19 protein-coding genes and 1 tRNA gene are annotated in these 18,775 nt (G+C 71.3%); 7 read left to right on the top strand and 13 right to left on the bottom strand.

Translation table 11 applies throughout. The annotated features are described in order from the left end of the window. Positions 1-94: 94 nt before the first annotated feature. From ACLQ2N_RS33415 to ACLQ2N_RS33400, 4 genes are all read right to left on the bottom strand, one after another. A complete protein-coding gene (locus ACLQ2N_RS33415; RefSeq protein ID WP_425819113.1) occupies positions 95-829 on the bottom strand; it encodes a FadR/GntR family transcriptional regulator in 735 nt (244 codons plus the stop codon). Positions 830-910: 81 nt separating this feature from the next. After that, positions 911-1,954 carry a S66 family peptidase gene (locus tag ACLQ2N_RS33410; RefSeq protein ID WP_425819111.1) on the bottom strand — a complete coding sequence of 348 codons (1,044 nt, stop codon included), beginning with the start codon at positions 1,952-1,954 and terminating at the stop codon, positions 911-913. Between the two features lie 9 nt (positions 1,955-1,963). Beyond that, positions 1,964-2,383, bottom strand: a complete 420-nt coding sequence (locus ACLQ2N_RS33405; protein ID WP_425819109.1) for a DUF4440 domain-containing protein — start codon at positions 2,381-2,383, stop codon at positions 1,964-1,966. Positions 2,384-2,417: 34 nt separating this feature from the next. Further along, complete coding sequence (locus tag ACLQ2N_RS33400) at positions 2,418-3,158, bottom strand: class I SAM-dependent methyltransferase (protein WP_425819107.1); 741 nt, start codon at positions 3,156-3,158, stop codon at positions 2,418-2,420. A gap of 175 nt (positions 3,159-3,333) precedes the next feature. On the opposite strand from ACLQ2N_RS33400, the gene ACLQ2N_RS33395 reads away from it, so the two are divergent. From ACLQ2N_RS33395 to fusA, 3 genes are all read left to right on the top strand, one after another. Then, entirely contained in the window at positions 3,334-4,242 is a 909-nt protein-coding gene (locus ACLQ2N_RS33395) for a DUF2510 domain-containing protein (protein ID WP_425819105.1), read from the top strand. A 102-nt stretch (positions 4,243-4,344) separates the two neighbouring features. Beyond that, entirely contained in the window at positions 4,345-4,644 is a 300-nt protein-coding gene (locus ACLQ2N_RS33390) for a hypothetical protein (protein WP_425819103.1), read from the top strand. Between the two features lie 302 nt (positions 4,645-4,946). Next, positions 4,947-7,025, top strand: coding sequence for an elongation factor G (gene fusA / locus ACLQ2N_RS33385; protein WP_425819101.1), 2,079 nt, complete (start codon positions 4,947-4,949; stop codon positions 7,023-7,025). Positions 7,026-7,082: 57 nt separating this feature from the next. On the opposite strand, the gene ACLQ2N_RS33380 is transcribed toward fusA, so the two are convergent. The 7 genes from ACLQ2N_RS33380 to ACLQ2N_RS33350 all read right to left on the bottom strand — a co-directional run bounded on the left by ACLQ2N_RS33380 (position 7,083) and on the right by ACLQ2N_RS33350 (position 13,053). Next, the gene (locus ACLQ2N_RS33380; protein ID WP_425819099.1) at positions 7,083-8,528 is read right to left on the bottom strand and encodes a glyceraldehyde-3-phosphate dehydrogenase; all 1,446 of its coding nucleotides are present in this window, start codon (positions 8,526-8,528) and stop codon (positions 7,083-7,085) included. Between the two features lie 82 nt (positions 8,529-8,610). Continuing rightward, on the bottom strand, positions 8,611-9,600 hold the full coding sequence (locus tag ACLQ2N_RS33375) for a Gfo/Idh/MocA family protein (RefSeq protein WP_425819097.1): 990 nt from the start codon (positions 9,598-9,600) through the stop codon (positions 8,611-8,613). Positions 9,601-9,766: 166 nt separating this feature from the next. Continuing rightward, positions 9,767-10,372 carry an HAD family hydrolase gene (locus ACLQ2N_RS33370; protein ID WP_425819095.1) on the bottom strand — a complete coding sequence of 202 codons (606 nt, stop codon included), beginning with the start codon at positions 10,370-10,372 and terminating at the stop codon, positions 9,767-9,769. 24 nt (positions 10,373-10,396) lie between these two features. After that, complete coding sequence (locus ACLQ2N_RS33365; RefSeq protein ID WP_425819093.1) at positions 10,397-10,795, bottom strand: zinc finger domain-containing protein; 399 nt, start codon at positions 10,793-10,795, stop codon at positions 10,397-10,399. A 166-nt stretch (positions 10,796-10,961) separates the two neighbouring features. Continuing rightward, positions 10,962-11,525 (bottom strand): AAA family ATPase, encoded by a 564-nt coding sequence (locus ACLQ2N_RS33360; RefSeq protein WP_425819091.1) that lies wholly within the window; start codon positions 11,523-11,525, stop codon positions 10,962-10,964. Further along, positions 11,518-12,321: a DUF6042 family protein gene (locus ACLQ2N_RS33355; protein WP_425819089.1), complete on the bottom strand. Its 804-nt coding sequence runs from the start codon at positions 12,319-12,321 to the stop codon at positions 11,518-11,520. The genes ACLQ2N_RS33360 and ACLQ2N_RS33355 overlap by 8 nt, the downstream gene beginning before the upstream one ends. Positions 12,322-12,582: 261 nt before the next feature. Next, complete coding sequence (locus tag ACLQ2N_RS33350) at positions 12,583-13,053, bottom strand: HIT family protein (protein ID WP_425819087.1); 471 nt, start codon at positions 13,051-13,053, stop codon at positions 12,583-12,585. Positions 13,054-13,623: 570 nt separating this feature from the next. Here ACLQ2N_RS33350 and ACLQ2N_RS33345 point away from each other — a divergent pair. Then, positions 13,624-13,998 (top strand): peptidase inhibitor family I36 protein, encoded by a 375-nt coding sequence (locus ACLQ2N_RS33345; protein WP_425819085.1) that lies wholly within the window; start codon positions 13,624-13,626, stop codon positions 13,996-13,998. Between the two features lie 945 nt (positions 13,999-14,943). After that, complete coding sequence (locus tag ACLQ2N_RS33340) at positions 14,944-15,159, top strand: hypothetical protein (RefSeq protein WP_425819083.1); 216 nt, start codon at positions 14,944-14,946, stop codon at positions 15,157-15,159. 48 nt (positions 15,160-15,207) lie between these two features. On the opposite strand, the gene ACLQ2N_RS33335 is transcribed toward ACLQ2N_RS33340, so the two are convergent. After that, positions 15,208-16,152 carry a hypothetical protein gene (locus ACLQ2N_RS33335; RefSeq protein ID WP_425819081.1) on the bottom strand — a complete coding sequence of 315 codons (945 nt, stop codon included), beginning with the start codon at positions 16,150-16,152 and terminating at the stop codon, positions 15,208-15,210. Positions 16,153-16,410: 258 nt separating this feature from the next. On the opposite strand from ACLQ2N_RS33335, the gene ACLQ2N_RS33330 reads away from it, so the two are divergent. Together ACLQ2N_RS33330 and ACLQ2N_RS33325 are read left to right on the top strand one after the other, a co-directional pair. Further along, the gene (locus ACLQ2N_RS33330; protein WP_425819079.1) at positions 16,411-17,382 is read left to right on the top strand and encodes a helix-turn-helix domain-containing protein; all 972 of its coding nucleotides are present in this window, start codon (positions 16,411-16,413) and stop codon (positions 17,380-17,382) included. A gap of 145 nt (positions 17,383-17,527) precedes the next feature. Further along, positions 17,528-18,520, top strand: coding sequence for a hypothetical protein (locus ACLQ2N_RS33325; RefSeq protein ID WP_425819077.1), 993 nt, complete (start codon positions 17,528-17,530; stop codon positions 18,518-18,520). A gap of 92 nt (positions 18,521-18,612) precedes the next feature. On the opposite strand, the gene ACLQ2N_RS33320 is transcribed toward ACLQ2N_RS33325, so the two are convergent. After that, positions 18,613-18,686: transfer RNA gene (locus ACLQ2N_RS33320), tRNA-Pro, on the bottom strand. Positions 18,687-18,775: the final 89 nt, after the last annotated feature.

Here is an 18,775-nt window from a genome sequence, read left to right as displayed (position 1 = left end):
CTACGCTCACTCCTGAAACCGGTTGGGGCATACGAAAGAGCCGCCGCGCCTCCCGGTAACGGGGTGTCGGCGCGGCGGCTCTTCGGCGTACGGGTCAGGCGTCGCCGGCCGACTCGTCCACGAGGGTGCCGTGCAGCCCCCTGATGTGGGCCTCGACCAGGTCCGCGGCCCGCGCCCCGTCGCCCGCGCGGACCAGCCGCAGCAGCTCGGCGTGGTCGGCGTTGAGCGCGGCGGCGGTGGCCGGCCAGTCGGGCTCCGCCTCCAGGGCGCGCAGGATGAGCGGCCGGACGGACTCGCGGACGGCGGAGGTGAGTGTCGAGGTCAGCGCGTTGCCGGAGCCCCGGGCGATCCGGACGTGGAACCGGGTGTCCAGGTCGTTGAACTCCGGCACCCCGATGCCCGGCTCCCCCATGCGTACGACCAGTTCCTCGGCCTCGTCCAGATCGGCCCCCCCGGCGTGGCGGGCGGCCGCCTCAAAGCTCGACCGCTCCAGCACGACGCGGGCCTCCAGCATGTCCCCCAGGCTGTAGCTGCCGAGGGCGAAGTGGAGTCGGAGCAGCCGGCCGAGCGCGTCGTCCGGGTTGCGGACGATGCGGGCGCCCGCGTCCGGCCCCCGGCCCGGCTGGGCGACCAGCACGCCGATGGTCTCCAGCACCCGCAGCGCCTCGCGGAGCGCCGACCGGCTCACGCCGAGGACCGGGGCGAGTTCCCGTTCGGGCGGCAGGCGGTCACCGGCCTTGAGATCGCCGGCGAACACCCGCTGCTCGATGCTCTGGAGCACCAGCTCGTGTGTGCGCGACTGCCGTACGGGCTCCCAGTCGACGGGCATGGGCCATCCTCTGTTCCGATCGGAACATCCCACTATGTCACACACGGTATGTGGTCGGACCACAGACCGGAGGCCGCCCCGTCAGTACGTCACGACGACGCGCCGCTCCACACCGTCGATCCTGACCTTGCCGCCGAACGGGATGATCACCTGCGGGTCCGTGTGGCCGCAGTCGACGTCGAGGACGGCCATGGTGTCGGGGGCGTACTCCGCGAGGGCCCGCAGCACTGCCTCCCGCTGCTCCCGGCAGTACACCGCGCCGGCTTCCGCGTCGAGCGGCCGGCCGAAGGACCAGTTCTTGGCGCGCCCCATCATCAGGGCGGGGAAGCGCCGCAGCAGCCCCCGCTCCCCCATGTTGCGCAGGACGCGGTACACCTCGTCGGCGCCGGGCATCTCCTCGGAGGTCTCGAGGAACAGCACCCGGCCCTCGTACGCCTCGGGCGGCTGGATCTCCCGGTCCGCCATGAGCAGCCAGGAAAGGATCTCCAGGTTGCCGCCCCAGCTCGCGCCCTCGACGACCCGGTCCGCGTGGTGCCAGATCCAGCCGTCGGCGGGGAGCAGGTCCGGCTCCCGGTCGAAGGTATGCGGGTCCCTCCAGTCCCGGTTGGTGCTGCCGCTCTCCTTCGCCGGCGTCAGCTCGTACGCGCCGCGGGTGAAGAGCGCGGCCCGCAGGGACTCGGCCGTCTGCGGGTGCAGCGCGCCGGGACGGCCCAACTCGACCATGACCGAGCCGCCGTGGTAGCCGACGATGCCGAGGTGGTCGAGGAACACCAGCAGGTTGGTGTTGTCGCTGTAGCCGAAGAACGGCTTGGGGTGGGCACGCAGCAGTTCGCGGTCCAGGTGGGGCAGCACGGTGATCTGGTCGTCGCCGCCGATGCTGGCTATGACGGCCTTGATGTCCGGGTCGGCGAACGCGGCGTGCAGGTCGGCGGCGCGTTCCTGCGGGGTGGAGCCCATCTTCCGGGTGCACGGGTACTCCACCGGCTCCAGGCCGAAGTCCTCGCGGAGTCTGCGCAGGCCGAGTTCGTACGGCAGCGGGAGGATGCCGGGCAGTCCGGACGAGGGCGAGAGCACGGCGACGCGGTCGCCGGGCCGGGGCTTGGACGGGTAGCGGGAGGGGGTCATCGCGCGAGCCTACGCAGCACCGCCGGGGGTGTCCGCCGGATTTTCGGCAGCCGCCCGCGCGGGACCGGCCGGGGTGCCCTGGTGGAAGTACAGCCGCCACCGCTCATCGGTCCTGCGCCACAGCGAACTGCGCCTGAACAGGAGGCCGTTCCGTTCGGCGACGTACGTCAGGTGGACGAGGTCGGGGGCGAGCAGGCTGCCGGACAGTTCGAAGACCTCCGGGCCGGGGTCGTCGTTCTCGACGGCGGAGGTGACGGCGAGGATGGAGGTGCGGTCGTAGCGGCGTCCGGACGCGCCGAACTCGGTGAACTCCGGGTCGAGCAGTTCCGTCACCGCCTCGGGCGACGCCCGCACCGCCGGTTCGAGCAGCCGGAGTTCGCCCGCCATGGCGGCCCGTACGGCCCGCCCCTCCTCGTCGCTGAGTCTCATGAGGCCCGACTCTACGTCGGCCGCGAGCGGACTGTCAGACCAGGACCAGCAGGTCCATCCAGCTCACGGCGGGCCGGTCCGGCTCCTGTTCCGCCGCCGTGCGCAGCCGGCGCATCCCGCGCTCGAACTCGTCGTCGCCGAGGCCGGCGAGCTTCGCGTCGGTGTCGCGGCTGATCCGGTCGGCGAAGGCGGCGAGGCTCGGTGCGCTCTCCTGCGGCACCGCGTGCAGGGCGACGCGGGCGAAGCCGGACCCGGCGAACGCGGCGCACGTCTGCTCCACCGTCGGATAGCCGTCCACGATGCGCTCGACGCCGGGGAAGAAGCGCACCCGGAGGTCCCGTGCGCACCGGCCCGGGAAGGAGTTGCGGATGAGCACCGGGGCACCGGGCTTGAGGGTCCTGCGCAACTCCCGCGCGGCGGCGGGCAGATCGCCGATGTGATGGACGACCGAGCCCAGCCAGGCCGCATCCGCGCAGCCGTCCGGCACCGGCAGCGCCTCGGCCCGCCCGTCCAGCGCCTCGATCAGCCCGTTCCGGGGGATCAACGCCCGCATGGCGGCGGCCGGTTCCACGGCCAGGACCCGGGCGCCGAACCAGTCGGTGAAGGCGGACGCGAAGGAACCCGTGCCCGCGCCCACGTCCAGGACGGTGGCACCTGGTGCGAGTTCCACCTCGGCGGCGATGGCGGCGCGCCACGCGGTCAGCCCGTCGCGCGGTATCTCCCGGGCGAGGCGGTAGTCCTCGGCGAAACGACGGTCGGGGGCGGTCGCTTCCATGGGGCCCTCACTTCTGGGCGCGGTCAGGCGGGTCCGCCGCGCCTCGTCGGCGGATGCTAGCGACACCCCCTTCACTTGTCTAGACCAAGGAAGGCGACAGGTGCGGGCCACCGGCCGACGAGGACCACCCACCCAGTTCATAGGATTCTCAGGCAGTCCGGTTACCGTGTCGGACGTGACCCAGATGACCCCGCCCGGCTGGCATCCAGACCCCGGGTACTCAGGATTCGGCCCCCGCCACGAGCGCTGGTGGGACGGCACCCAGTGGACCGACCATCTGCGCGTACCGCCGGCGGCCGTCCGCAGCCGGCGCATACGCATCGGGGCCGGCATCACCGCCGCCGTGGTAGTGCTCGCCGCCATCGGGGGCGGTGTCTATCTGCTGACGGACGACTCGGACGGCAAGAGCGACACCGCCGCCACCGCCCCGTCCGGCTCTCCGTCCCCCGGCCCCGGCCGGCAGCGCGACGGCGGCGCGGGCGGCGGGAACGGTGACGAGCGCGGCGACGGCGGCAGCAGCGAGTCGCCGGAGCAGGGCGGGCCGCAGATCGAGGACGGTTACGCGACGGACCTGGCCAGCGGCATCAGCATCCCGGTGCCCGACGGCTGGAAGGGCGAGTCGGGCATGGGCGCCGGGGTGACCACCGGGTCCTACGCCTGCCCCGGTGACACCGCGCAGAAGTGCGTGCGCGGCGGGATATTCTCCGCCCCGGCCGAAGCGCTGAAGCTGACCACCAAGACGGCGAAGGCCACCGCCGAGAAGGACATCGAGACCAATGCGAACGAGTCCTACGGCGAGAAGATCTACGGCGGCATCACCTCGCACGAGGAGCTGAAGTCCGAAGCCGTGACGGTGGCCGGGCAGCAGGGTTACCGCGTGCGCTGGAAGGTGGTGACGAAGAACGGCGACGACGGCTACGTCGAGTCGCTGGCCTTCCCGTCCCCACGGGCCAAGGACATGCTGGTGGTGATCCGCTCCGGCTTCGACATCAACAGCAAGGCGCCGTCGCTGTCCGTTCTGGACGAGATCACCAAGGGCATCAAGGCGGCGTCCGGCGGAGGGGGCTCCGGCACCAACGCCTGAGCCCCCCGCGGGCGCACCGCACGGCCCGGCTGAGTATCCGGGCCGTGCGGTCTGAGTACGTCCCCCGATCCCGGGCCCGGTCACCGCCGCTGAAATGGGGTCATGGCTTCCGACGCCCAGCGCCCCCGTATCCGGCACGTCACGAGTGCCGGCACCACCCTGGCCCTCTCGCTCGCCCCGCTCGTGATCGGTGTGCTGTTCGCGCGCACGATGGCCCTGGACCCGCACACACCGGTGAACGCCCTGATCACCCGGGGTGGCCGGGGCGTGGGTCCGTCGCCCGCCGAGTGGCGCGGCTGCGGCCGGAGTGCCCTGCGCCGGTGCCGGACCGCCTGCCGGCCCCTGGGTCCGGGACTCACCCGGCCGAAAAACCGGTTCCCCCGCGTACCCCGCCTTCCCTAGACTCGCCGCATACCGCGCGCCGGCCCTCAGCCGGCGCGTCCGCCGTGACCGTTGAGGGGAGACCGCCGTGCGCTGCCGCACCGCCGCCGTCGTCCCCCCGTCGCGGTTCGAGGTGATCCTGGTGTCTCGCGCCACCCGGCGCCGGCTGCGCGGCCGGCCCCGGACCCCGTGACGAACACCCGGGCCCCGTATTACTTCTGACGCTCTGTCATGCCAGTGGGCCCCGCAGGCCCGCAGCCGGGCCGCCTCGTCCGGGGGTATCGCGCCGCCCTTCTCCGGATCATCCCGAAAGGCCACCGGCCGTGCGTACCCACCAGCACCGTTCTTCCGCCACCGCTCTCACGACCGTCCGCAACCTGGGCATCCTCGCCCATGTCGACGCCGGCAAGACCACCGTGACGGAACGCATCCTCTACACCACCGGCACCACGCACAAGCGCGGTGAGGTCCACGACGGCACGACCATCACGGACTTCGACTCCCAGGAACGCGACCGGGGCATCACCATCTTCGCCGCGGCCGTCAGCTGCGCCTGGGACGGACACCGGATCAACCTCATCGACACCCCGGGGCACGTCGACTTCGCCGACGAGGTCGAGCGTGCGCTGCGGGTGCTCGACGGCGCCATCGCGGTGTTCGACGCGGTGGCCGGGGTGGAGCCGCAGAGCGAGTCGGTGTGGCACCAGGCGGACCGGCACTCCGTCCCGCGCATCGCCTTCGTCAACAAGCTGGACCGGGCCGGCGCCGACCTGGACAACGCGGTCGCCTCGATCCGGGACCGGCTGCACACCGTCCCGCTCGTGGTGCAGCTGCCCATCGGGGCCGAGGACGCCTTCCGTGGGGTGGTCGACCTGGTGCGCATGCGCGCCCTGGTGTGGGCGGACGGCGCCGACGCGTACGAGGAGGGCGAGGTGCCCGCCGGGCTGCGCGAGGAGGCCGCCCGGCGCCGGCGGCTCCTGGAGGAGGCGGTGGCGGAGCTGCATCCGGCGGCCCTGGAGGAGTTCTGCGTACGCTCCGAGCTCTCGGCCGGGACGCTGACCGGGGCGCTGCGCGATCTGACGCGGACCGGTGAGGGGGTCGTGGTGCTGTGCGGTTCGGCGTACCGCAACCGGGGCGTCGAACCGCTGCTGGAGGCGGTCGTCGCGTATCTGCCCTCCCCGCTCGACGTGCCGCCGGTACGGGGCATGCTCGACGGGGCGGTGCGGGAGCGGGCCGCCGACCCCCAGGGACCTTTCGCCGCACTGGCGTTCAAGGTGCACGCGACCGCGACGGGCCGGCTGACGTATCTGCGCGTGTACTCGGGAACGATCCGGAAGGGGGAGACGGTGCTGGACGCGACCACCCGGCGCACCGAGCGCGTCGGGCGCATCCTGCGGGTCCAGGCGGACCGGCATGTGGACGTGGACGCGGCGGTGGCCGGGGACATCGTCGCGGTCATCGGCCCGAAGGCCGTCCGCCCCGGTGCCACGCTGTGCGCGCCCGGCGCCCCGCTGGTCCTCGAACCGCCCACGGTGGCCGACCCGGTCGTGTCCGTGGCGGTGGAGGCGCGGCGGAGCACGGACACCGAGCGGCTAATGGCCGCCCTGGTCCGGCTGGCCGAGGAGGACCCGTCGCTCGTCGTGCGTACGGACGCGGAGACGGGCCAGACGGTGCTGTCGGGCATGGGTGAGCTGCATCTGGAGGTGGCCGCGGAGAAGATCCGCCGCGACCACGGTCTGGACATCCGGGCCGGCCGCCCGCAGGTCGCGCATCGCGAGACGTTGGTGCGCGGGGTGTCCGGCCTGGTCTACCGGCACGTCAAACAGGACGGCGGGGCCGGGCAGTTCGCGCACGTCGTCATCGACGTCGAGCCGCTGGCGGCCGTGGACGGCGAGGAGGCGGCGGAGTTCGCGTTCGGTTCGTCGGTCGTGGGCGGCAGGGTGCCGCAGGAGTACGTGCGGGCCGTCGAGGCGGGCTGCCGGGACGCGCTGGCCGAGGGGCCGCTCGGCGGGCATCCGGTGACCGGGGTGCGCGTCACGCTGACCGATGGCGCGACGCATCCCAAGGACTCCTCGGAGATGGCGTTCCGCACGGCGGGGCGGTTCGCGCTGCGGGAGGCCCTGCGGGCGAGTGCGATGGTGCTGCTGGAACCGGTGGTCGAGGTGACGGTCACCGTGCCGGGTGACGCGGTCGGCGGGGTGCTCGGCGACCTGGCCGCCCGGCGCGGCCGGGTCTCCGGCTCCGCCACGCGGGGCGGCGCGGCGGTGGTCACGGCGACCGTGCCGCTGGCCGAGCTGTTCGGATACGCGACGCGGCTGCGCAGCCGTACGCAGGGCCGGGGCACGTTCACCACCCGGGCCACCGGGTACGCGCCCGCCGCCACGGTCTCGGGGACCGGCTGACGAAACGGGCCCCGCCCGCCACACCGGCGGGCGGGGCCTGTCGTCGTCGGGGCCGGGTCAGGCGACAGGGACCGGGAAGGTCGGGTACTCGACGCCGGAGACGTGCTGCACGACCCGGATGACCTGGCACGAGTAGCCGAACTCGTTGTCGTACCAGAGGTAGAGGATCGCGTTGTCCCCGTCGACCTGGGTGGGGCCGGCGTCGACGATGGAGGCGTGGCGCGAGCCGATGAAGTCGCTCGACACCGCGTCGGGGGCGGTCGTGAAGTCGATCTGCCGCTTGAGCGGGGAGGTGAGCGAGACCTCGCGGAGGTGGTCGAGTACCTCGGCACGGGTGGTCTCGCGGCCCAGCTTGAGGCTGAGGATGGCGATGGAGACGTCCGGAACGGGGACGCGGATCGAGCTGCCCGTGATGGTCGCCTCCAGGTCGGGCAGCGCCTTCGCGACGGCGGAGGCCGCGCCCGTCTCGGTGATGACCATGTTGAGCGGCGCGGAGCGGCCACGGCGGTCGGAGCCGTGGTAGTTGTCCAGCAGGTTCTGGTCGTTGGTGAAGGAGTGGATGGTCTCCACGTGTCCGCGCAGGACGCCGTACTCGTCGGCCATCGCCTTCAGCGGCGGCACGATCGCGTTGGTGGTGCAGGAGGCACAGGAGATGATCTGCTCGTCCGGCTTGATCATGTCGTGGTTGACGCCGTGCACGACGTTCAGGACGTCGCCCTTGCCGGGGGCGGTCAGCACGACCTTGGCGATGCCGGGCCGCAGGTGCTTGGACAGGCCTTCGCGGTCGCGCCACTTGCCGGTGTTGTCGATGAGGATGGCGTCATCGATGCCGTAGGCGGTGTAGTCGACGGAGGTCGGGTCGTCCGAGTAGATGACCTGGATCTCGTTGCCGTTGGCGACGATCCGGTCGTTGGCCTCGTCCACGGTGATCGTGCCCTGGAACTGGCCGTGGATGGAGTCGCGCCGCAGCAGCGAGGCGCGCTTGACGATGTCCTGGCCCGCTCCCTTGCGGACCACGATGGCGCGAAGCCGCAGGCCGTTGCCGGAGCCCGCCTTCTCGATGAGCAGCCGGGCGAGCAGGCGGCCGATGCGGCCGAAGCCGTAGAGGACGACGTCGCGCGCCTCGCGGCGCTCGATCTTGTTGTCCCCGGTGGCGCCGGCGACGGCCTCCGCGGTGAACTCCGCCGCGCTGAGGCCGCGGTCGTCGGCCTTGTGGGTGGCGGCGAGCATGCCGATGTCGATCTGGGAGGGGCCCAGGTCGAGGGTGGTGAGGGCCTGGAGGAAGGGCAGGGTCTCGGTGACCGAGAGCTCCGCGCCGTCGATCTGCCGGGCGAATCGGTGGGTCTTGAGGATGCTCACCACCGATTTGTTCACCAGCGAACGGCTGTGCAGGAGGACGGTGACGTCCCGCTCGCGGTGCAGCTTGCCGATGATCGGAATCATCGATTCCGCGATCTCCTCGCGGTTCTTCCAGTTGGTGAACGCGTCGTCATTGACAGTCACAGGTTTATCTTTCGAGCTAGGAGGCGCTCATATGGTAACCAGACGTTCATTCGATGCCTCACCCCGGTCCGGCACGCCGCCCTCACTCCCCCACGCGCGCCGGCCGCCCCGTGCGCCGCGAGCGGTCGGCGGCCTCCGCGATCAGCAGCGCGGCCAGGGCGTCGGCCCCGGTGCAGGGGCTGGGCCGGAGCCCGGCCGCGACCTCGGTGAAGGCCGCCATCTCGGCGACGTACGCGTCGTGGAAGCGGCTCAGGAACCCGTCGTAAGGAGCGGTGCCGGACGGCGGCCCGCCGGCGGTGGTCCGCAGGGGCGCGCGGTCGCCGTACCCGGTGGCCAGCGTGGACCGCGATCCGGCGAGCTCCATGCGCGCGTCGTATCCGGCGCCGTTGTAGCGGGTGGCCGTGCAGCCGGCGAGGGTGCCGTCGTCGAGCGTGAGGACGGTGACCGCGGTGTCGACGTCACCGGCCGCCGCGAAGGAGCCGTCGCCCCGGTTGGCCCCGACGGCGCTGACCTCCACGACCTCGCGGCCGGTGACCCAGCGGACGCTGTCGAAGTCGTGCACGGCGCAGTCCCGGAAGATGCCACCGGACAGCGGCAGGTATCCGGCCGGCGGGGGCGCCGGATCGGCGGTGCACGCCCGTACGGTGTGCAGCCAGCCCAGCTCCCCGGCCGCGACCGCGTCGCGCAGGGCGGCGTACCCGGCGTCGAAGCGGCGCTGGAAGCCGATCTGGAGCGGCACCCCGGAGCCGGCGGTGTCGGCCAGCAGGGCGCGGGTGGCGGCGAGGGTGGCGGCGGCCGGCTTCTCGCAGAAGACCGGCACCCCGGCGGCGGCCGCCGCGCGGATGAGCGTGTCGTGGACGGCGGTGGGGGCGGCGATCACGACACCGTCCAGGCCCGAGCCGAGCAGCGCGTCCAGGTCACCCGCCCAGTCGGCGCCCAGCTTCCCGGCCAGCTCGCGGGCCTGCTGCTCGACGGCGTCGTGCAGGACGAGCCGGTCGACGGCGGGCAGGGCGGCGAGGGTGGCGGCGTGGAACGCGCCGATGCGGCCCGTTCCGATGAGTCCGATGCGCATGCGCGGGTGCCTCCGGGGCGGATGGGGGCCGGCTGGCCGACGCTCCTGGTCTTCGTCCTTGTATCGTCGCCGATCGCCTGCGCGATGACGCTGACGGCTCCTGAGGCACTCGGACGGCTGTCGAAGCGGACGCCGTACGCTGTGGTGAGCGGCGGGCCCTCCCGGCTCAGCCGGCGAGCAGCCGTTCCAGGGTCCGCCAGAGCGCCGCACCGCCCTCGAAGACCACGGCGGTCAGCCCGAGCTCGCGGGCCGCCCGGACGTTGGCCTCCCGGTCGTCCACGAAGAACGCCTCGCCGGGGGCGGCCCCGAGCAGCCCGAGCGCGCCGGCGAAGGCTTCCTCGGCGGGCTTGGTCGCGCCGAGCGCGCACGAGAAGGCGAGCACGTCGAAGCGGTCGTTCACCTCGGGCAACCACTCGGACAGCCCGGCGCGCAGCAACGCATCGTTGTCCGTGAACAGGGCCGTCGGACGATCCCGTACGAGGTCGACCGCGGCGAGAACCTCGGGGTCGGGCTCGAACGCCCGGCACCAGACGCGGCGCAGTTCCCCGGCCGTACCCGCGAAGCCGAGGCGCCGGCGGATCTCCCGCTCGACGTCGTCGGCGCTCCCCTGCCCCCGGTCCCAGGCCGGGATGAGCCCGGAGGTGTAGAGGTCCGACTCGACGCGCCGCGCGGAGAGCCCGCACGCCGCCCCGAGGAGCTCCAGTCGCCGCTCACGGTGAAAGCGGCACACCACACCGCCGAGATCGAAGAGAAGGGCTTGCGGCTTCTTCATGGGCGGCAGCCTAGTAGTGCTTGGTCATGGTGGTGCGGGGTCCGGTATGTCGCGGTGGCAGGCGGGGCAGGCGGCGGTCCAGGCCGCGCGGAGTGTCCGCAGCTCGCGAACGACTCGGTAGAGGCTCAGGCCGACGCCGTCCCAGCCCGAGCCGGTCAGGGGGAACATGCGGACGGCCGCCACGCCGTTGGCCAGGGCGGTGCCCACGCTGAAGTCGGCGCGCGCCTTCTCTGTCCCCTTGAGCCCGGCCCGAATCGTGTACGTCTGCTGTTCCGGGACGAGGCCCTCCTTTCGCTCCTTCGCGTACGGGATGGGGCCGACGGCGTCACGGCGTGCATGGTGTTCCTTGGTCGGGCGGCTGCCTGCGGTGTGGCAGGCCCGCCCTGCGGCTGTCTTGCAGGCCGGGCATCCGACACGGCGCATCCACGAGCGCACGAGATCCCTATCGGCGCCGGAGCGGAGGTGGCGTCGCCACTCGCCGCCCCACGGGAGGCTCTGCGGTCCGTTCTCCACGCCCCTTGCCCCCCGGGTGCGGTGGTGTGTGCCGTCGTCGATGCCGTGATGATGACCGTACCTGCGGTGACGCCCCTCAGCGGTCGATCGGGAGAACGCCGTCCAGGCCGCTCTCGGAGAGGATCTGTCGGACCGTGTCGTCCAGAGTGCCCGCCGCGTCGACGACGGTCTCCAGGCCGTTGGGGAGCAGGTCCTTCTCTCGGTACCAGTCGCGTAGATGATCCTCGTTGACGTGCGCGAGGTACGTGGCGTCTGGTTTCGTCGCGTGCCGGAGCACTGTCTCCTCGAAGGGCACGTGGAGGTAGTAGCACCGTGTGACGCCCTGGTGGGCGCGCACCAGGCCCTGGAGCATTGTGCCGTAGCGGTCGGCGTACAGGATGCCCTCCAGAACAACGTGGAAGCCGTTGTCGAGGGCGTAGCGGGCGGTGAGGTCGATCAGGCCGATGTTGGCGCCGCCGGGCCGGTCGCGTTCGCGCAGTACGACCCGGCGGAGGTTGTCCTGGGCGACGATGGCGAGGTTGCGGCCGAACTTTTCGCGCAGGCCGGCCGCGACGGACGACTTGCCCGAGGCGCTGTTGCCGCGGAGCACGATCAGGCGCGTGTCGCTGGTCCCCACGGTGCCGTGCGCGGTCTCAGTCACCGCGGCTGACCTGGATGCGGTTCTCGTGGAAGTGCTCCCAGTCCATGACCAGGCGGAAGCGGCGGTGGGCCTCCAGGCGTTCCGCGTCGGCCGGCTCCTCGCCTCGCTGGACACGGGCGTCGCCGGATTTCACGAGCTCCACGAGAGCGAGCCGGACGTCGTCGACGTTCTGGCCTGTGGCTGACGCCAGCCGGTCCAGGGAGGTGAGGGTCTCTGTCGGTTCACCCAGATCGTCGATCAGGTGGTCGACGAGGGTGTCGAGGAGCGGGCCGGTGCGCATCGTCCAGCGGATCCCGTCGAGGCGCTCGGCGAGTTCGGGGTCCAGAGGCAGCAGGTCGCCGGGCAGCGGCAGCGCGGCGGGCATCGACCACCGGGTGCCGTCCGGCGTCTCCTCGCGGCGGGCCAGGCCCCACGTCAGGTAGAGCTCGGACAGGTCACGCACGGTGGTGGGCACCGGGTAGCCGGCTGTCGTCAGCATGGCGCTGAACTGCTCCCAGCGGGCCGCCTCGCATGCCTCGCGGCCCTCCGGCGCGGCCTCGTAGTCCCATTCCTCATCCGTCCAGGAGAAGGTGAGGGGACCGTCGAGGTCGCCACCGATCATGTCCCAGTGCCCGTCGAAGATCTCGTGCACCAGGTCGTCCAGGGAGCCGGTGAAGCCGGGCTGGCACGCCGTCCCGATCAGCAAAGTCAGCGGGAAGCCCTGGCGGGGCAGGACATGCTCCCAGCCCGCCGCCCACCAGTCGTTGTGCATGACCATGTCCCGGCGCGGCCCGGGAACAGACGCCTTCTCAGTCATCCGCAGCTCTTCCTCGCAAACACCTCGATGCTCGCAGCGTACGCAGCGAGACACAGCAGGTTCTCACGGACGTCCCGCCCACGCCTGGTAATACGGGGCGACGCGCAGCCGCTCGCCGGAAGCCCGCACAGCACTCCGACGCGGGTGCGGCCCTCCAAGGCCTGCAGACCGCTGGCCTCCGGGCCCCAGGAGGCGCCGGTCGATGAGGAGCGGCGGGCGCATCCACGTCCCGTGGTCCTCCCAGTGCCGGCCGACTTCCACTCACCCCTCGGCGAGGGCGGCGCGTAGGCGTTCCCCCAGGGCAGTCGTCTCCGCATCCGTGTAGGACAGCGTGCCGTTCTCGGTCATCAGGGCGTGGAACTGCTGTTTCCTGTACGGCGTTCCCGGAGGCAGGCCGGCGATGTGCCAGTGCAGGTGCGCGTTGCCCTGCTGGCTGCCCACGGAGAGCAGGTAGGTGCGCTCGGGCTCGACGACCGCTTCCACCGCGAGCGCCACCTTGCGGACCACCGACATCAGCGCGAGGTAGGCGGGCTCCTCAAGATCGCGGACAGCATGCTCGATGTGAGCCTTCGGAGCCACAAGCACCTTCCCCGGCACCGTCGGATACCGGTCGAGAAAGGCGATGTGCTGGTCGTCCTCGTACACCGTCACATGTCCGGGCTCGCCCGCCACGAACGCGCAAATGAAGCAGGGGCCGTTACGCACCCTGGCCTCGTATGCCTCCAGGTCCATAGGGCTCCGATCCGCTACCACAGACTTTCCCTCTCGACTTGGTCGCCGGTCGGCAGTCTGTCATGGCGTCACCGCAGGCATTGAGGGCCTCAGGCAGATGCTCCGGCGCGACCACCAACAGCGCCCGGGCTTCCGGTCCGTCACAGCCTCGCTCCGGCCCGGGTACTGCTCCTGGTCGTGGCGCTCGGGACGGTGGTGGAGTGTCTGGGCGAGCTGTACGGCGATGAGGGCACGTCACAGGCGGGGCAGTCCAGGCGCGGCCTGAGGGAAGCCATCGGGCTGCCAGCTTTGGACGGCGTTCTCGACGGCTCGGGCCCTGGACGACACCGGCGCCGCACTCGAAGTCGAGCGGGGCACGGTCTTCCGATGGGCCACCCACTGCAGCACCAGGCGGAGGCACCCCCGCATCGGCCAGATCAGCCCGAACACCCTCGAACGACGGACAGTTACGCTGACTACCGCCGTACGAACCGGTGTTACGGATCTCGGGCCAAGCCCCGGGCAGCAGGCGGCGGGGCCATGGCGGCGTTTCCACAGGCCCCCCACGCGCAACAATAGGAAAGGGAAATTATGAGCCTGGCATTCAAGACCTCGGTCGTAGGAGCAGTCCTCGCCTCAACCGCCGTACTGGCGGCTCCGGGAACCGCATCGGCTGATGAACCCGTGACCCGCTGTGAAGTAGGCCAGATCTGCCTCTACGATGGCCACAACCTCACCGGTAACAACCTGCAGCTCCAGTATCGGGTGGACATCCCCAACATCGGCTGGGCGTGGAATGACCGAGCCAGCTCGGTCTGGAACCGCGGCGAGGGGTTCGTCTGCATCTACACCGACGCCGACTACCGCGGTTACCACTACACCATTGAGCCGGGTGAGAAGCAGGAACTTCTCTTCCTCTACGACAACGCAGTGAGCTCCCTCGAGTACGGTGGCTGTGGGGGCTGAAACAACTGGCCGGCCGATCCCCTCAACCGCCCGCCCCGCCAGAAGCGCTGGGAGGCGAGGCTCGCCCCCCCTCGCACGCGGGTGTACGCGTGCACCTTGGGCCGGATCGGACCGGAACCGCCCGGCCGGGGTAGATAAGTAATCGCCGCCCGCAGGGCACCGGACCCCGGCGCCGCTCCCGCCGACAGCCCTGGCGAACCGGAGCCGCGTCCGGCCGCCGGACGTCGCGTACTCGAGGCCGGCCAGCCACCCTGATGTGAAGCGGCTCCCCATCCTGGGCCGATGCGGGGAGCTGCTTCACGCGAACCGGCCTGGGACTGCAAGGCTCGGCGGTCCTCCTGGGCACGGACATGGAGGTAGAGCCCGGTAGAGCGGATGAAGGAGGGCAGGAGTCCGAAAGCTGCCCTTCCTCGCAAGCTTCCGAGCCCGGACTCCTGCGGCCCTGCTACGCCGATCGAAGCGCCTCGCACCGCCGTGGACCAGGGACGACGGCCACGGCTCGGCCGAAGAACGCCGGCATCCACGCTGGTGAGGGAGTCCGCGTTTCTGATGACACCAGCGCATGGGCACGGTGCTCACCGATCCCCGGGCGCTGATCCGAGTGTGGTCCTCCTGCCTTTGCCGTCAGGGACGTTGCCGCACAGCGGCCTTCTGGGCGGCAGCGCTGCACCTCGACGTCGGCGACACCGTGGCACACCCTCTCCAACCGGGGCGGCATGGGCCCGGCCTTCGCACCGAGCGAAGGCAAGCCCTGGAAGGCGGTCGACGTGCGCATCAGCAGGGCGCACCGTCGGCCCGCGAGCCCGGTTGAGGGGTGAAGACGAGCAATGCTCAGGACTTGTGGATCGGCTCTGGAGGACGCATGAAGGGCTACCTTCCCGAGTGAATGATCGTCAAGTCACCGAGTGGGCACGTGCTGCGAACGCGGGTCCGGAAGGCGCGCCCGTGCTCAGCGTAGTCAACGAAGAAGGCACCACCGAGGCCGGTTCTCTGATTGCCGAGATCGTCCGGGACAGCCCTGGGCGATGGTCTTCAAGCTCGTCGAGTCCGCCCGGGCGCGACGGCGCGCGGTCAACGCGCCTCACCTGGTTCTTGGCCCGTGCCGGAGCCCGCTTCGAGAAGGGCGTCCTCGTCGAGCGCGAAGAAGTCTCAGCAGCCTGAGCTACGTCGTGATCAGAGGACTTGGCACCTGCACGTTCATGGCCGGCCTCATACGGATGGCCGACAGCGCCCAAGCAGTCCGCTCACCTCGCCGGCGAGGGCGACCGAGGCATCGATCTCGACCTTGCGGATCGACACGCTCTCCACGAGGAAGCCGAACGGCATGCCGAGCCTGCGGCAGAAGGCGGCCAGGTCACGGGCGTTGGCCAAGCAGTACTCGTACGACTCGGCCAGGGTGTCGTCGGCGTGGACCAGCGAGTTCTCGATCCAGCGTGGCACGTCGACTCCGAGCCATTTGAGGAACCTCAGCGTCTTCACCGAGCCGCACACCGAGAGCGTGAACACGACGGGCCTGGGTGTGAGCCGCCGCTCGCGGCAGGCGTAGTAGTAGTCGGAGACCATGCTCTTCACCGCATCGGCGTTGTAGACGACCTGCGAGATGAAGTACGCGCATCCCGCCTCCTGCTTGGCAAGCAGCCGCAGATGCTCGTCGGGGCGCTCGGTGATGGCGACGCCGCCGAGCAGCAGCTCCGGGCGGACGTCGCGGCGCAGAGCCTGTGCCTCGGACAGGCGAGTCCGCACCGTCTTGTCTTTCGAGGCCGCACCGACGAAGACGCTGAGTACTCGGTCCGTGTCGGCCATCTGCAGCCAAGTCCGCAGCTCCGCCTCGGGGTACTTACCGACGCACCGGTAGATAACCACAGGGCGGTTCCATTCGCCGAGGTATTCCGCGTGGTAGGTGGCGGGGTCCACGGTCGGCAGGTACGGAAACGGCCGCTCCGCAGGATTGCGGTCGCTCTCGTCGTCGATGTCGTAGAGCGCCAGACCGTCCAGGTCAAGGAGGTCCAACCGCGCCAACGTGGCCGCGGTGATCTCCCGTATCCGCTCGGGAGCGGCACTCAAACGCGGCGGCGTGATACCGAACAGCAGGATGCCGCTCTCGGCCTCGGCCACCAGCGCCCGGAGAGCCGTCCTGCCTCTGTGGTCCATCATGTCGCGGAAGCTACCAGCTCATTCACCAGGCAGCAGGCGAACGCCGCTCTGTGAGACCGGATCCGACCGCTCGTGCCCGAGGGGGCCATAACAAGGCGCCGATGGAAGGACCGCGTTGATCAGATCCACAGGATTTGACATTAACTCTCCCCACGGGGCACCGCGATATGGCCGGGCACCCCCTGGCCCCTCAACTTCCTTGCCGGGCACCATCGTTGCATGCCGAGTTTCAGGGATGCGCCCGGAAGGGGCCCCGCGGTGACGGACCCGGTCGGGACCGTGGACACCGACGACATCTCGCTGCCGGACCGGTTCGGCTGGTGGAGCGACATGGTCGGGCGGGAAGTCATGCCCGTGTCGATCCGCAGTCCGCACGCTCGCGATTTCCGGGGCCGGGCGGAGTGCGTGGACCTCCCCGGCAGCCGGCTCGCGACCTTCGGCTTCTCCCCCCTGACGGCCCGGCGCTCCCCCGCCCAGATCCGCGGGGAGGACCCCGAGGACGGTTTCCTGGTGCTGGTACAGCAGGGCGGGGTCCGCCTGGAGCAGGGCCGCAACGACATCGGCCTCGGGCCGGGCGACCTGTCCCTGTTCTCCAGTTCGAAACCGCTGGCCTGCGCCTTCGTGGACACGGGTGCCTCCGTCCGCATCACCCTGCTGCGTCTCCCGCTGGCGCTCCTCCCCCTGTCCGGGAGCCGCGCCGACCGCCTGCTGGCCGAGCCGCTGGCGACCGGGACCGCCTCCGGCGCACTGCTCGTCCCGTATCTGACCGCCTTGCCGAAGGCCGCCCGGACCGCGGGCCCCGCCGAACTCGCGAGGCTCGGCACCGTCGCGGTGGACCTGGCCACGTCTCTCCTCGCGACGCGGCTCGACGACCGGCGCGCGCTGCCCGCCGAGTCGCGCCGAAGGGTGCTCCTGGCCCGGATCGACGCCTTCGTCGACCAGCACCTCGACGACCCGTCCCTCGGTCCGGCGGCCGTCGCCGCCCACCACCACATGTCCGTACGGACCCTGCACCATCTCTTCCGCGACGAGCCGGAGTCCGTCGCCGCCACCATTCGGCGCCGGCGGCTGGAGCGGTGCCGCGCCGACCTGGCCGAGCCCGGCCTGCTGCACCTCTCGATCGGCGAGATCGCCCTGCGCCGGGGCTTCCGTCACCCCGCCGACTTCAGCCGGGCCTTCCGCAGGGCGTACGGGTTCCCACCGAGCGAGGTCCGGGCCGGCATGCGCTGAATGCGTACCAGGTCTGCGCTGCTCGCCAAAGACAGGGCGTCCCGGGGCGGGCCACATTGGGGCGCACCACGCCGCACGTCGTGGGGACGGCGAGAACCGGGCGTGGCACCTCGCGGGGGCCGGACGCCGGGATCGGGGGGAGCGCATGGAGGCATCCGCGTTGGCGGCCATGGTCGTCGCGATCATGACCGCCACGGCGACCGAGGCCGCGGGCGCCGTCGGCCAGGGAGCGGGAACCGCGCTCACCGACGCCCTGCGCGCCCGGCTGGCCGCGACGGAACGGGGGCGGACGGCCCTGAACACGCTGGACCGGGCCCCGGACGACCCCGCCGCACTGACCTCGGCCAGGTCGGCGATCCAGGAGGAGATCGAGGCCGACCCGGAGCTCTCGCGCCAGCTGCGGGTGCATCTGAACGTCCCCTCGACCCACGCCACGGGCAGCGTGATGATCAACGGCAGCAAGGTCTCGCGCAGTTCCATAGCCCTCGGGCCGCTGACGGTCAACAACACCCGGGCCGGGCGGGCGGTCATCGCGTTGATCGCCGCCCTGCTGGTCGCCCTGGTCGTGGTGGCCGTCTACGGAGGAGCAAAGGTGCTCCTGCCCGACGACTCCCCCGGGTTGTCCCAGGGCGGCGGCGGCCGCAACGCCGTGCGCACCCTGAACGCCGACGAGGTCAGGCGGGTCATCCCGGACCTCGCGAGCATGCCCGGCGACTGGAAGAGAGACGGGTCGGTCGAGTCCGGCGAGAACAAGAAGGCGGGGTGCTCGGTGGCCCAGGGGAAGTTCGTCTCCGCCTACGGGCGCGACAGCTCGGGAACGGTGGTCCGCAGCATGTTCCGCGTGTGGTCCTGCTCCAGCGCGGCGGCGAGCGCCAAGGCTTTCGAGGCGAGCCGGGCGGCCCTGGCCGACGGGACGGACGAGCTCCCCCTGTCGGAACTCGGCGATCAACGTGCCGCTGCGACCACGCGCGATGCCGCCCTGGACGAGACGACGGCCCGTGCCGCGATCCGCGTGGGCACGGTACTCATCGGACTCGAATACGGGCCGGCGCTCTCCACCGATCAGGAGTGGACCGCGGAATTCGAACAGCTGGCCACGGTGGTCGCCGACCGCGCCCAGCAGGTCCAGAACGCCTGACCGCCGGTTCGGGTCGCGGCACCCGGCCGTGAACGATCGAGGGCCGGTCCTGGATTCCTCCAGAACCGGCCCTGACCCACGACTGTCTCCAGTCGGGACGACAGGATTTGAACCTGCGACCCCTTGACCCCCAGTCAAGTGCGCTACCAAGCTGCGCCACGTCCCGATGCCCGCCTGACCTGGGGTTTCCCCCTGGCCGAACGCGCATGAGAACAATACCGCACTTCATCGGGTGGTCACGAACCGCTTTCCCGC

Origin of the sequence: Streptomyces sp. DT224 (assembly GCF_049844595.1) — a bacterium.
Classification (GTDB): domain Bacteria; phylum Actinomycetota; class Actinomycetes; order Streptomycetales; family Streptomycetaceae; genus Streptomyces.
Note: the sequence above shows the minus strand (reverse complement) of the source record. Positions and strands in the feature narration are given on the sequence as shown.